Origin of the sequence: Aminipila terrae, from assembly GCF_010120715.1 — a bacterium.
In the GTDB taxonomy this organism is placed as follows: Bacteria; Bacillota; Clostridia; order Peptostreptococcales; family Anaerovoracaceae; genus Aminipila; species Aminipila terrae.
Window position 1 is genome coordinate 2,763,770 of the sequence record NZ_CP047591.1, and the last position, 12,606, is coordinate 2,776,375.

The 12,606-nt window shown below is 36.2% G+C and carries 15 protein-coding genes; 13 read left to right on the top strand and 2 right to left on the bottom strand.

The window, feature by feature from the left end; translation table 11 throughout:
* A complete protein-coding gene (locus tag Ami3637_RS13290) occupies positions 1–648 on the top strand; it encodes a flavin reductase family protein (RefSeq protein ID WP_162362979.1) in 648 nt (215 codons plus the stop codon).
* A 654-nt stretch (positions 649–1,302) separates the two neighbouring features.
* On the opposite strand, the gene Ami3637_RS17990 is transcribed toward Ami3637_RS13290, so the two are convergent.
* Entirely contained in the window at positions 1,303–1,437 is a 135-nt protein-coding gene (locus Ami3637_RS17990; RefSeq protein ID WP_279286671.1) for a hypothetical protein, read from the bottom strand.
* A gap of 288 nt (positions 1,438–1,725) precedes the next feature.
* Here Ami3637_RS17990 and Ami3637_RS13295 point away from each other — a divergent pair, with 288 nt between their 5' ends.
* The gene (locus Ami3637_RS13295) at positions 1,726–2,754 is read left to right on the top strand and encodes a stalk domain-containing protein (RefSeq protein ID WP_162362980.1); all 1,029 of its coding nucleotides are present in this window, start codon (positions 1,726–1,728) and stop codon (positions 2,752–2,754) included.
* Between the two features lie 57 nt (positions 2,755–2,811).
* On the opposite strand, the gene Ami3637_RS13300 is transcribed toward Ami3637_RS13295, so the two are convergent.
* A complete protein-coding gene (locus Ami3637_RS13300) occupies positions 2,812–4,566 on the bottom strand; it encodes an Rqc2 family fibronectin-binding protein (RefSeq protein ID WP_162362981.1) in 1,755 nt (584 codons plus the stop codon).
* A gap of 192 nt (positions 4,567–4,758) precedes the next feature.
* On the opposite strand from Ami3637_RS13300, the gene Ami3637_RS13305 reads away from it, so the two are divergent.
* From Ami3637_RS13305 to Ami3637_RS13355, 11 genes are all read left to right on the top strand, one after another.
* Positions 4,759–5,643: a YicC/YloC family endoribonuclease gene (locus Ami3637_RS13305; RefSeq protein ID WP_162362982.1), complete on the top strand. Its 885-nt coding sequence runs from the start codon at positions 4,759–4,761 to the stop codon at positions 5,641–5,643.
* Positions 5,644–5,722: 79 nt separating this feature from the next.
* Positions 5,723–6,331 (top strand): guanylate kinase, encoded by a 609-nt coding sequence (gene gmk / locus Ami3637_RS13310; RefSeq protein ID WP_162362983.1) that lies wholly within the window; start codon positions 5,723–5,725, stop codon positions 6,329–6,331.
* Positions 6,332–6,526 carry a DNA-directed RNA polymerase subunit omega gene (gene rpoZ, locus Ami3637_RS13315; RefSeq protein ID WP_162362984.1) on the top strand — a complete coding sequence of 65 codons (195 nt, stop codon included), beginning with the start codon at positions 6,332–6,334 and terminating at the stop codon, positions 6,524–6,526.
* 100 nt (positions 6,527–6,626) lie between these two features.
* Positions 6,627–6,962 carry a LytTR family DNA-binding domain-containing protein gene (locus Ami3637_RS13320; protein ID WP_162362985.1) on the top strand — a complete coding sequence of 112 codons (336 nt, stop codon included), beginning with the start codon at positions 6,627–6,629 and terminating at the stop codon, positions 6,960–6,962.
* A 270-nt stretch (positions 6,963–7,232) separates the two neighbouring features.
* Positions 7,233–8,000 (top strand): 30S ribosomal protein S2, encoded by a 768-nt coding sequence (rpsB, locus tag Ami3637_RS13325; RefSeq protein ID WP_162362986.1) that lies wholly within the window; start codon positions 7,233–7,235, stop codon positions 7,998–8,000.
* A 77-nt stretch (positions 8,001–8,077) separates the two neighbouring features.
* Complete coding sequence (gene tsf / locus Ami3637_RS13330; protein ID WP_162362987.1) at positions 8,078–8,992, top strand: translation elongation factor Ts; 915 nt, start codon at positions 8,078–8,080, stop codon at positions 8,990–8,992.
* 224 nt (positions 8,993–9,216) lie between these two features.
* Positions 9,217–9,792, top strand: a complete 576-nt coding sequence (locus Ami3637_RS13335; RefSeq protein WP_162362988.1) for an HD-GYP domain-containing protein — start codon at positions 9,217–9,219, stop codon at positions 9,790–9,792.
* Positions 9,753–10,442, top strand: a complete 690-nt coding sequence (locus Ami3637_RS13340; RefSeq protein WP_162362989.1) for an HD-GYP domain-containing protein — start codon at positions 9,753–9,755, stop codon at positions 10,440–10,442. The genes Ami3637_RS13335 and Ami3637_RS13340 overlap by 40 nt, the downstream gene beginning before the upstream one ends.
* 83 nt (positions 10,443–10,525) lie before the next feature.
* Positions 10,526–11,230, top strand: a complete 705-nt coding sequence (pyrH, locus tag Ami3637_RS13345; protein WP_162362990.1) for a UMP kinase — start codon at positions 10,526–10,528, stop codon at positions 11,228–11,230.
* A gap of 31 nt (positions 11,231–11,261) precedes the next feature.
* The gene (gene frr, locus Ami3637_RS13350; protein ID WP_162362991.1) at positions 11,262–11,819 is read left to right on the top strand and encodes a ribosome recycling factor; all 558 of its coding nucleotides are present in this window, start codon (positions 11,262–11,264) and stop codon (positions 11,817–11,819) included.
* Positions 11,820–11,853: 34 nt separating this feature from the next.
* Positions 11,854–12,606, top strand: a complete 753-nt coding sequence (locus tag Ami3637_RS13355) for an isoprenyl transferase (RefSeq protein ID WP_334297054.1) — start codon at positions 11,854–11,856, stop codon at positions 12,604–12,606.

The following is a 12,606-nucleotide window of genomic DNA, read 5'->3' on the forward strand; positions in this document are numbered from 1 at the left end:
ATGGAAAAAGTTTCATTTAAACCGGGAACAATGCTGAATCCAGTACCGGTGGTCATGGTTTCCTGTGGTGCAGATTCTTCACAGCACAATATCATTACCATCGCGTGGACTGGTATAATAAATTCAGAACCGCCAATGACCTACGTATCTGTAAGAAAGTCAAGATATTCCCATGCGATTATAAAAGAAACCGGAGAATTTGTCATTAATTTATGCGACGAAAAACTGGCTTTTGCTACGGATTACTGTGGCGTCAAATCTGGAAGAGATGTAAATAAATTTAAGGAACAGAAACTTACTCCTGTAAAAGCGGAAATAGTTAACTGCCCCATGATTGGGGAATCTCCAGTAAATTTGGAATGCAAAGTTACTCAGGTGTTAGAACTTCCTACTCATGATATGTTTATAGCAGAAATTGTTAAAGTTCATGCAGATAAAGGGATTATTAATGATAAAGGAAAGATTCAATTAGAGAAGGCAGATTTAATCTGCTACAATCATGGGGAATATTTTGGGATAAAGCGAAAACCTATTGGTAAATTCGGTTATTCCATTATGAAATCAAAAACCAGAAGACGCATTCACAAAGAGAAACTGGAGGAACGAAAAAAAGTCAAGGACGGTAAAAACAAAAAATACCGGAGCTAGTTCATTGTGCCATAGGGACAATTGGAGAGAAAATTTCCGCTTGTCAAGAGAAAATTTTAACTGAATATAAGTTTTTAAGTGTAAAAATGGGTCTTTTAAGTGTAGAAGCCCATTTTTTCTTATTTTGTGATATTATTTAGACAAAAGGGTGCCAATTTATTTTTTGTACAAGGAGGGAAAGAGATATGAAAAATCAAAGGCAGGAGGACCTTCCTCTTTCTGCCCCAAATTCAGAGGGGAATGTTTGGCCAAAACAGGTTTGTCCAGTTTTTGAGCCGAGGGTGGATACGCCGGAGGAAGTTAGGCAGTGCTGGTATTGTCGATTCGCCGATTTTCATTTAGACAAGCCTCGCTCATTGGATGTGGGTGTATGCTACTGGCCCAGAAAGATAATAAAATGATTTATGGAAAAATACTTCTAAAAAATCAATAGAAGTAGCATTAGAAGTAAAAGGCAGAGAGGGAATACTCCCTGTCTGCCTTTACATGCCGCCTATATTCACCACAGTTTAAGAAATATTTCTAGGACTCCCTGGAGAAATAGTCTGGCGTTTTTATGTAAATAAAGCGCAAATAATTTTCGAATATTGGGATTAAAAATAGTGGCGTCATTATAACTGAAATTTTTATGTTGTATTTAATTAAATAAAATGATTAATCATTTGTTTCATATTTTAGCCGAACTGATATAGCCAATGCAATCTTCGCAAATATATCCCCCATATAAGCAATATTATTGTAGCTTTTGCCACAAATGGTGCATTTGTTTTTAGTGTTTTCTTTCATCATCTCTAAACTTCCTTTCCATTTAAAACTTAGGTACACTTTTAATGGATAATTTAATATTAAAATTAGCTTTATTTACATTATCAGTGTAATTTACTCATAACAAAATATCAAGAAAAAAGTAGTTAAATGTAATAAATAGTACCAAAAATGTAATATTTTGGACAAAGCGAGCTGCTTAGTCTAAAAATGACTTTATCAATTGTTTGCTGTCATAACTTGATTTAATATAGAAATTTGTGTATTATTAATTCTTAGATAGATGTTGATGAACTTTAGGAGAGTAAACAGATGAAACGTTTTTTAATATTATTAATGATAACAGTTTTGTTGGGAACCACTGCATGTATGAATGTCTATGCAGACACTAAATATAATCAGAGTGCCGCGGAAAATATAGTAACCAGAATTGACGAATACGTTGAACCGTATCTTGGAACCGATACTCTGAACAATTATGATAACGGAAGAGCTATCCAGTGTCATGCTTTTACAAATTATGTATGGCGTAATGTGTTCGGCTATGATGTATATAGCAGTAAATGCCACAGGACTGAGGCTAGTAATGATTACGATAAGCTGGGAGAATACATAAACAATTATGCAAGACCGGGAGATATGCTCAGAGTGGACGGTAAGCACTCCATGGTAATAACAAGTTTTGATGAAGATACCGTAAGTGGTTATGACTGGCTTTATAATAAGAAAGAACGAAAATGTACATATACCTGGCAGGGCGTTAAAGACTGGGGGGATGGTACGCAGAAATACTGGCTGTATCAGATTGATGACAGTGTATATAACCTGTTTGAAGACTCCGGATATAAAGTGGACAAGCTATTTGGACCAAAACCTGGTGAAAAAATGGATTCATCTGATTCTGGCAGTTCTAAGGATTCAGATACAGGGCAGGATGTACAACAGCCAGATCGAGGTGATGTAAATAGGAATAATTATGGAAAAATTATTGTTCAGATAAATAATCCAGTGATGACTGCAAACGGCACATACCAGAACATAGATTCCCTAGGGACAGTGCCTGTTATTGTAAATGAGCGGACTCTTTTGCCAGTCAGGGCCATTGTGGAAGCTATGGGCGGAACCGTAGGCTGGAATAACGATACAAGAACAGTCAGCTTAAAATATAAGAATACAAATATGGAAATGACCATTGACAGTACCACCATGAAAGTCAATGGAAAGCAAGTCAAAATGGATGTTGCACCAATGATAATAAATGATAGAACACTTCTCCCTATTAGATACATTACGGAAAATATGGGGGGAAGGTTGAATGGTTTGATACCATTCAAGCCGTAGCTATAACCTATGAGATGTAAAAAAAGACCTGTCAGATTTTGAACTGACAGGCCTTTTTTATTGAAATGATGACTGGTCCTGAGGAAGAGCGGGATTTACATATACAGTCCGGTTATTAGTGAATATCACCATACCAGGTTTTGCACCTGCCAGTTTTTTTACATATTTAACCTGTACATAATCCACTGGAACATTTTCTGAATCCTTACCCTTACTGTGATAAGCGGCAATAGCAGCAGCTTCAAAAATAGCTGATTCCGAGATTTCTCTGCCATCTGTAAAAAGTATTACATGGGAACCGGGGATGTCTTTTGTATGAAACCACACATCTTTGGAAGAGGCCATTTTAAAAGTAAGATAATCGTTTTCCTTGTTATTTCGTCCAACCAGAATTCTAAAACCTTCACTTGTGGAATATGGACGAGGAGCTGGTTTAGATTTTGCAGGTTTTCCATATATTTTACGCTTTTTTAAATAACCTGCTTCCACCAGTTCATTTCTGATTTCTTCTATTTCTTCAACAGAATCGGCATTTCCAATAAAAACAGAAATGGATTCCAAATAATCAATATCGATAGTGGTTTCATCCAGTTGTATTGCTTTCTCTTTTATAGCTGTTTTAGATTTACCATATTTTTTAAAATAATTTTGTGCGTTCTTAGAAGGAGAAATTTTTTTATCTAAAGGGATGGTTATTTCGTTGCCATTATAATAGTTTATTAGGGTGACTTTGCTGTCACCTGTATTAAACAGATGAAGGTTGGCCGTAAGCAGTTCACCAAATAACCTGTATTCCTCTGAATTTTCAGCTTTCAGAAGATCTTCTGAAAGGCGTTGCTTTTTTAAATATAATTTATCCAGATTATTTTTTACAGCTTTTTCTAAATCAGTACTCTTCTGTCTGATTCGATTGGAAGAAGTCCTGTGAGAGTAAAAGAATTCAATGGCACTGGATATTTCACAGAAATTTTCTGTTTCATAAATTCCTTCTAATGACATAATTGGAATCGCATGAAATTCAACAGGAATATGATTTTTATCAAGATAAACCACTGGAGATAAATTTCCATTCAACAAATTTCCGGTAAGCTGTGATAAGTTTTGGTATACCGTCTTTGAAGTCTGTCTGGCTTCTTCTATGTTATATGGAATTTCAGATGAAATTTCCAAACCCTGTGTAAGCTGTTCTGCTATGATGGGACTTATACCCTGTATACCGTTAAGCAATGATTTAGCCAGTTTGCCTGGTGTGCACTGACAAAGCCGTTCTATCTCTTCCAGCGTGATCTGACTGAAAGGAATTTTGTCCTGTGAAGGTGGATATTCATAAAGTTTCCCAGGAAGAATCTGCCTGATTCTGTTGACATCAATAGAGATTCGTTTAATACTGTCTATAATTTTGTTGCTTTCTACATCTACAAGGATAATGTTACTATGCTTACCCATTATTTCTATAATAAGTTTTTTGTTTACATTGAAACCAAGTTCGTTAACGGTCTCAAAGGGTATTTCTACAATTCTTTCACAATCCTTCTGAGTAATTTCAGTGATACGTCCTCCCTGAATGTGTTTACGTAATAGCATACAGAAAGTCATTGGAGCTGGTGGATTGGGAACGGATTCTGTAATCAGATTAATCCGGGCATTACTGCTGTTACAAGAAAGATACAGTTTAAAATTTCCTTCTTTTGAATGAATATGAAAGACTAGTTCATCGTTTTCCGGCTGGTATACTTTTTCCAGTTTACCCCCCGAAAGTTTTTTATTCAATTCATGGGTTACCGCATGAACTGCTATGCCGTCAAAAGCCATATGAATACCTCGTTTTCTTATTTATGAAGCAATATTGCATATTAATATAGTTTTTTATTTTCTAAATATTGTTTAGCAATACGGCCTGTTTTATTGTATAATTAATACCAGTGGACTGTCTAAAGAATTACTGGCTCACTAATGTAGTATAAAGTATACATGCGGATAAATCAACTGAGGAGAAGAATGCCCATGATAAAAAGTATGACAGGCTTCGGCAGAAGCGAATATAGTGATGGAAAAAGGAACATAATCGTAGAAATAAAATCTGTAAATCACAGATATGGTGACATAAATATTAAAATGCCCAGACGTTATTCTTTCGCAGAGGATAAGGTAAAGAATACTGTAAAAGATATTGCAAGGCGTGGAAAAATAGATGTATCTATTATTGTGGAGAATGTTACAGAGGATGATACTACTGTTAAATTGAACAGTATGGTAGCCAGACAGTATTATGATAATTTAAAGGCTTTACAGTCAGAGTTTAACTTAAGCGGTGACATTACACTTCAGTTCCTGGCCACATTGCCAGATGTAATGAAGTCTGTGCCTGATGTGGAAGATGAAGAGGAAATTTGTAAAAGTCTTTTGGTACCAGTCAAAGCAGCAGCTCAGAAGTTAGATGAAATGCGTATTGTTGAGGGAAGTAAGCTGGCTGAAGATTTAATTATGAGGGGCGGACTGATCAGAGATCTGGTTAAGAGTATTGAAGACCGGTCTCCACAGGTTACCGTGGCATATACAGAAAAGCTAAGAGAAAGAATTAAAGAACTAATCGGGAACAATGTGATAATTCCCGAAGACAGGATTTTAGTTGAAGCAGCAATATTTGCAGATAAGTGCAGCATTACAGAAGAACTGGTAAGACTGGACAGCCATACGATACAACTTTCCAGTATTATCACAAAAAGTAATCAGCCAGATGGAAAGAAACTGGACTTCCTGGTGCAGGAAATGAACCGGGAGGCTAACACCATAGGTTCTAAAGCCAATGATATAGAAATTACGAATCTCATGCTGGAGATAAAAAGTGAAATAGAAAAAATCAGAGAACAGGTACAAAATATAGAGTAATTCCATTATTCATATTGAATATAAGACTTGTTTATGTTATAATATTCATTCCAATATAAATGATAAGGAAGGAAGCTAAATGGATAAAGGACGATTATTTGTTGTTTCCGGGCCATCTGGAGCAGGAAAAGGTACTATATGCCAAAAACTAGTGGAAGACACAAATATTGAACTGTCTGTGTCCATGACCACCAGAAATCCCAGATCTTTTGAAAAAGATGGTATAAACTACTATTTTGTTACGAAAGAAGAGTTTCAAAAAACAATAGCAGAGGATGGACTGTTGGAGTATGCAGAAGTTTATGGCAACTACTATGGGACACCGAAAGAAATGGTTATGCAGAAATTGAATGAAGGCAAAGATGTTATACTGGAGATTGATATTCAGGGTGCAATGAACGTAAAACAAGCATATCCAAAAGGAGTATTTATCTTTATTTTGCCTCCATCCATGGCAGAACTTCGTAAGAGGATTACAGGGAGGGGTTCTGAAACAGAGGATGCAATAAATATGAGATTAGGAGAGACCTTAAAGGAAGTTTCCTATATAGATAAGTATGATTATTGTGTTGTTAATGGAGAACTTTCGGAGGCGGTAGAGAGAGTCAGAGCGATTGTTAAGGCTGAACATTCCAGAGTTTCTGAAAGTATACTTCACTTGATAAAAAAGTATGAGGAGGAGATATAAATGTTATATCCATCAATTAATGAAATAAGAAAGAAAGCTGACAGCAGATATACGCTGGTGATTTTAGCAGCAAAGAGAGCCAGGGACATTATTGACGGTAAGCCAAAACTTACACAGGCTCTTACGGAAAAGCCCGTATCCATTGCGGCAAATGAAATTGCAGAGGATTTGATTACTTATACTAGAAATAATTAATTTAAAGCGAGTTTTACTCGCTTTTTTCTTTTGTCCTGTAAATAAATCTATAAAGCATATTAATTTAACCAGCTCTCCTGATTAAAATAAAGGAGTGTTTATGGAGGACCGTTTTATTGTTTTAAAATTTAAGGGCGAAGTCAGAAAGATCATTCCTCAGGAAATTGTTTTTGTTGAACAGAATTTGAGAAAAGTTTTGTTTCATTTGAATTCTGAGGTTTGTGGTACCTACGGAAAAATTGAAAATTATGTAGAGCATTTACCACGAGAATTTTACCAATGTAATAAAAGCTATGTGATTAATCTTGATAAGGTAGTTAAGATGGGAAATCAGGTTATATATTTTTCAGATGGAAAAGATATAAGAATAGGAAGACAGAGTTTTCATGGGGCAAAAAAAGCATTTTTAAAGTTTGCATCACAGTCTGAATCATAAGATATTACAAATAAGTTTTGGCTTGGAGAGCAGGCGGAATTAATATACTGCAACAAAAAACTTTATATTTAGTAAAGTTTTTTGTTGCAAATACTGTGTTTTTATAGTATAGTATTTGATGGTTATTTGTGTAAACAACATTGTCACAATAAAGTTTGCATAAACCAATAAAATTTTATTATTTTGCACACCGGATGACTTGAAAACAGGTGCCGTAATGGTTGTTTCCAAGGTAAATCCCGGTGGAAGTAAAACCAGGAGGAAAAAACAATGGCAGTAATTTCAATGAAACAATTACTAGAAGCAGGTGTACATTTTGGGCACCAGACAAGAAGATGGAACCCTAAGATGGCTCCTTACATTTTTACAGAAAGAAACGGAATCTATATTATTGACCTTCAGAAGACAGTAAGAAAAATCGATGAAGCTTATGAATTTATGAAGGAAGTAGGAGCATCCGGAAAGCCCGTTTTATTTGTAGGAACAAAAAAACAGGCACAGGCTGCAATTGCTGATGAAGCAAAGAGATGCGGCATGTATTTCGTAAACGAAAGATGGCTTGGCGGAATGCTTACAAACCACAAAACAATTGCTGGAAGAATTAAGAGATTATATGAAATTCAGGAAATGGAAACTAATGGAACTTTTGAAAAGCTTTCAAAGAAGGAAGTTGGTAAGCTTAAGCTTGAATTAGAAAAACTTGAAAAGTTCTTAGGCGGTATCAAGGAAATGAAGGGGATGCCTGGCGCATTATTCATCGTTGACCCTAAGAAGGAAAGAATTGCAGTTAAAGAAGCAAGAATTCTTGGAATTCCTATCATCGGTATTGTAGATACAAACTGCGATCCAGACGATGTTGACTATATTATCCCTGCAAATGATGATGCTATCAGAGCTGTAAAGCTGATCGCAGGAAGAATGGCAGATGCTATTATTGAAGCTAACCAGGGCGAAAGCTTTGATGAAGGCGTAGCAGCTGTTGAAGAAGAAACAGCTCCAACTTCTATTGAAGAAGTAGTTGCTGCAGAAGAAGCATAAAAGATTAATTTGAATTGTGAATTGGATTCGTGCAGTTTTTTCTGCACGAATCTGTCAGATTTGAGGAGGAAATACAGATGGCTGTAACAGCACAGATGGTAAAAGAACTGCGTGAAATGACAGGCGCAGGAATGATGGATTGCAAGAAGGTTTTAGTAGAAGCTGATGGAGATATGGATAAGGCAGTAGACCTTTTAAGAGAAAAGGGACTTGCTAAAGCTGCTAAAAAGGCTGGCAGAGTTGCTGCAGAAGGTCTTGTAAAGTTTGCTTTTTCAGGAGATGCAAAAAAAGCTGCTATTATTGAAGTAAATTCAGAAACAGATTTTGTTGCGAAGAATGATGAGTTTGTTGAATTCGTATCAAAATTAGCTGATATGGCATTAGAAACTGCGGATGATTCACTGGAAAACTTTATGGCTCTTTCCTATGACAATGAAGGCACTGTTCAGGATGCCCTTAACAATAAGATAGCTAAAATCGGTGAAAATATGAACGTTAGAAGATTTCACAAGATGGAAGCTCCAGGATGTGTTTATGTTGGATACAGTCATGGCGGCGGCAAGATTGGTGTAGTAGTAGGTCTTGAGACAGAAGCTTCCGCAGAAGAAGTTGCTGTTGTTGGTAAAGACGTAGCTATGCAGGTTGCATCCATGAATCCTCAGTTTGTTGATGAAACTGCTATCAGTGAAGAACATCTTGAACATGAAAAAAATATTTTAGTTCAGCAGGCTCTTGCAGAAGGAAAACCAGCAGACATCGTAGACAAGATGGTAATGGGAAGACTGAAGAAGGAACTTAAAGAAACTTGTCTTGTGGAACAGAAATTCGTTAAGAACGGAGATCTTTCTGTAAAGCAGTATGTTGATGAAGTTGCAAAACAAATTGGTAAATCAATCAAGGTTGTTTCAATGGTAAGATTTGAAGTTGGCGAAGGCATCGAAAAGAAAGAAGAAGACTTTGCTGCAGAAGTTGCAGCACAACTTGGTAACTAATTAAATCAATTAAACAACGATATGAATATTAAAGGCTGCCGGGAATTTCCCGGCAGCCTTTTTGTGCATTGTATAGTTGTAGATTTTATAATAAAATTAAGAAAAGCAGCCAGCAAAAAATAACTTAAAGAACGTAATATGCTTTATCTTAATAAAAATATTGTTTACAAATATATCCACAGGGTAGATATTAATAGTAAAAACAAGAAAGGTCGTAAAAGAAAATGAAGCTGAGTTTTAATGATATGTTATATGCTTTTTCTTATGCTTTAGATTGTGTAGAACATGAAATGCTGGGCGTTACTACGAACCATGGTAAACGTGTGGCATATTTATGTATTTTAATGGGGAAATATCTGAATCTGCCAGAGTCCCAGTTGATTGATCTGGGGGCATGTGCCGTGTTACATGACAATGCATTAACGGAGTACATTCAGTCTGAGTATATTAAAGGAATTAATATTTACGAAGAAAAACAATATTTTAATAAAGGGACACACTGTATGATGGGGGAAAGAAACCTGAAGAAACTTCCCCTGTGCAGGGAAGCTCAAAATGCTATTATGTACCATCATGAAAATGCTGATGGAAGTGGACCTTTTGGAAAAACGGCGGAAGAGACTCCATTGTTTGCACAGTTTATACATATGGCTGATCAGATAGATGCCAATTGGGACTTAAGCATGATTAGTGAAGAAAAGTATGAGAAGCTTATGCAGTTTATTGCTGAAAATAAAAGCATTCTTTTTCCGAAAAATGTGTGGACACGTTTCAGGGGGCCATCAACTATAAAGAAATAGCTAACCTTCAAGATGAAAAAATAGAGGGATTTTTAGGGGCATCTCTTAAAAATACGGAGAGGGATTATTCAGAAAGGGAAATAAAAGATTTTGGTGAATTTTTTGCAAACATTATAGATTATAAATCTAAATTTACTAGAAAACATTCTTTGGGTATTGCAGAAAAAGCTGCCTATATGGCAAAATATTATGGCTACGATGATATGGATGTGGCAAAAATGTTTTTGACCGGAGCCGTTCATGATATTGGCAAATTAGTTGTTGATAAAGATATTCTGGAAAAACCCGATAAGCTTACAGAACAGGAATACAAACATATTCAGAACCATGCGTATTATACATATGAAATCTTACGAAAAGTGAAAGGTCTGGAAGATATAACAAAGTGGGCTGCCCATCATCATGAAAAACTGAATGGGAAGGGGTATCCTTTTGGAAAAACTGCTGACCAGCTGGGATTCAATGAACGTCTTATGGCTTGCCTGGATGTTTATCAGGCCCTGACAGAAGAACGTCCTTATAAAAAAGGATTCTCCCACGAAAAATCTATGGAGATTTTAAGGAAGATGGTGGAAGACGGGAGCTTAGATGGCAGCATTGTTGAAGATATTGGAAAAGTTTATGGTAATTGTTCAATAAAAAATTCTTAAAATAGGTGAACCATAAAATAGTTTATGGTATAATGTTGAGGATATCGGTAAGGTATCCTCAATTTTTATACAAGGAGAAAAATATGGAGCCTAAATATAAAAGAGTTCTTATAAAAGTAAGTGGGGAAGCACTTGCGGGACCAGATAAATTTGGCATATCCGATGAAATGTTACTTGGAGTTGCCGCACAGGTAAAAGAGATTCATGATTTGGGAGTTCAGATTGCTATTGTAGTCGGAGGCGGAAACTTTTGGAGAGGCAGAACTGGTCAGAGCATAGACAGAGCAACTGCTGATTATATGGGAATGCTGGCAACCACAATGAATGCGATGGCACTTCAGGATGCTTTTGAAAAACAGGGATTGCCTGTTGTGGTGCAGACAGCTATTGCGATGACACAAATAGCAGAACCGTATAACAGAAAGAAAGCAATCAAATATTTAGAGGAAAACAATATTGTTATTTTTGGAACGGGAACGGGAAGCCCTTTCTTTTCAACAGATACGACATCTGCTCTAAGGGCTGCTGAAATAGATGCAGATGTGATTCTTTTAGCCAAAAAGGTTGATGCAGTATATTCTGCAGATCCTGAAAAGGATCCCAATGCAGTAAAATATGAACAGCTCACTCACAAAGAAGTTGTTGAAAAAGAACTTGGAGTGATGGATATTACAGCCGCTACCCTGTGTATGGAAAATAATATTGCCATACATGTATTTGGTGTAGCAGAAAAGGGAAACATGTTAAAAGCCGTAAATGGTGAAAAAATAGGCACGATTGTAAAATAAAGTTTAAAAGAGTGTAGGAGGAGAATGAATTATGAGTATGAATGTGCAGGAAGTCCTTGAACAGAAAATGTCTAAAACTATTTCTGTTTTAAAGGAAGAGTTAAACACAGTGAGAGCAGGAAGAGCCAACCCAGCCTTATTGGATAAGGTTATGGTAGATTATTATGGAAGCCCAACACCGCTTAAGAATCTAGCCAATATCTCTGCTCCAGAACCAAGAACTTTATTAATTACACCTTTTGATCAAAAATCAATTTCGGATGTTGAAAAGGCTATCAATAATGCTAATCTTGGAATGGCACCTTCAAACGACGGGAAAGTGATAAGACTGGCAGTACCGCAGCTTACAGAAGAAAGAAGAAAAGAATTGTCCAAATCTGTAAAGAAGTATGGTGAAGATGCAAAAGTTGCTGTAAGAAACGAGAGAAGAGATGCCAACGAGGAACTGAAGAAACTGGAAAAATCAGGCGAAATAACAGAAGATGACTTAAAGAAACAGCTGGATCAGATTCAGAAGAAAATTGATAAAGCAGTGAAAGATATTGATGATATCATTGCTGCAAAAGAGAAAGAAATCTTAGAAGTTTAATATGATTTTACGGCGGATATGGCTGATGTCAGCCATGTCCGTTTTTAAAGAAAAGGGTAATCAGATGTTAGATATGGACAGAATCCCAAGACATGTTGCTATAGTCATGGATGGTAATGGCAGGTGGGCCGCAAAAAATAATGTACCCAGAATGGCGGGACACAATGCAGGCATGAAAGCAATGAAAGAAATTGTAAAAAGATCGTCAACTCTTGGAGTAGAACATCTTACCGTTTATGCATTTTCTACGGAGAACTGGAAACGTTCATTTGACGAAGTAAACGGCATTTTTAAACTTATTATTATTTATGTGGATAAAGAATTGAAAGAACTCCACAAAAACAATGTAAAAGTAAAAATATTGGGTGATTATTCAAAATTACCAAAAGAATCTGTAGAAAGACTGAATAAAGCTTTGAAAACTACAGAAAACAATACTGGTCTGCAGTTTAATATTGCATTAAATTATGGCAGCAGGGATGAAATTACAAAGGCTGTAACTTTAATAGGAGAGAAAATAAAGGCAGGGGTAATGGAACCTCAGGACATTACAGAGGATACCATCAGCCGCCATTTATATACAGGAGAACTCTTTAACAATATTCCAGACCCTGATTTAGTAATCAGAACCAGTGGAGAAAAGAGACTCTCTAACTATCTGCTTTGGCAGATTGCGTACAGTGAATTCGTATACACTGATGTACTATGGCCTGATTTTTCACCACAAGTATTTGAAAAGTGTATAGAAGAATACCAAAGCAGAGACAGGCGCTTTGGCGGGAGGTAA

Coding starts and splice junctions, on each gene's coding strand:
- Ami3637_RS13290 (WP_162362979.1), top strand. CDS start 1: ATGGAAAAAGTTTCATTTAAACCGGGAACAATGCTGAATCCAGTACCG.
- Ami3637_RS17990 (WP_279286671.1), bottom strand. CDS start 1,437: ATGATGAAAGAAAACACTAAAAACAAATGCACCATTTGTGGCAAAAGC.
- Ami3637_RS13295 (WP_162362980.1), top strand. CDS start 1,726: ATGAAACGTTTTTTAATATTATTAATGATAACAGTTTTGTTGGGAACC.
- Ami3637_RS13300 (WP_162362981.1), bottom strand. CDS start 4,566: ATGGCTTTTGACGGCATAGCAGTTCATGCGGTAACCCATGAATTGAAT.
- Ami3637_RS13305 (WP_162362982.1), top strand. CDS start 4,759: ATGATAAAAAGTATGACAGGCTTCGGCAGAAGCGAATATAGTGATGGA.
- gmk (WP_162362983.1), top strand. CDS start 5,723: ATGGATAAAGGACGATTATTTGTTGTTTCCGGGCCATCTGGAGCAGGA.
- rpoZ (WP_162362984.1), top strand. CDS start 6,332: ATGTTATATCCATCAATTAATGAAATAAGAAAGAAAGCTGACAGCAGA.
- Ami3637_RS13320 (WP_162362985.1), top strand. CDS start 6,627: ATGGAGGACCGTTTTATTGTTTTAAAATTTAAGGGCGAAGTCAGAAAG.
- rpsB (WP_162362986.1), top strand. CDS start 7,233: ATGGCAGTAATTTCAATGAAACAATTACTAGAAGCAGGTGTACATTTT.
- tsf (WP_162362987.1), top strand. CDS start 8,078: ATGGCTGTAACAGCACAGATGGTAAAAGAACTGCGTGAAATGACAGGC.
- Ami3637_RS13335 (WP_162362988.1), top strand. CDS start 9,217: ATGAAGCTGAGTTTTAATGATATGTTATATGCTTTTTCTTATGCTTTA.
- pyrH (WP_162362990.1), top strand. CDS start 10,526: ATGGAGCCTAAATATAAAAGAGTTCTTATAAAAGTAAGTGGGGAAGCA.
- frr (WP_162362991.1), top strand. CDS start 11,262: ATGAGTATGAATGTGCAGGAAGTCCTTGAACAGAAAATGTCTAAAACT.
- Ami3637_RS13355 (WP_334297054.1), top strand. CDS start 11,854: ATGTCCGTTTTTAAAGAAAAGGGTAATCAGATGTTAGATATGGACAGA.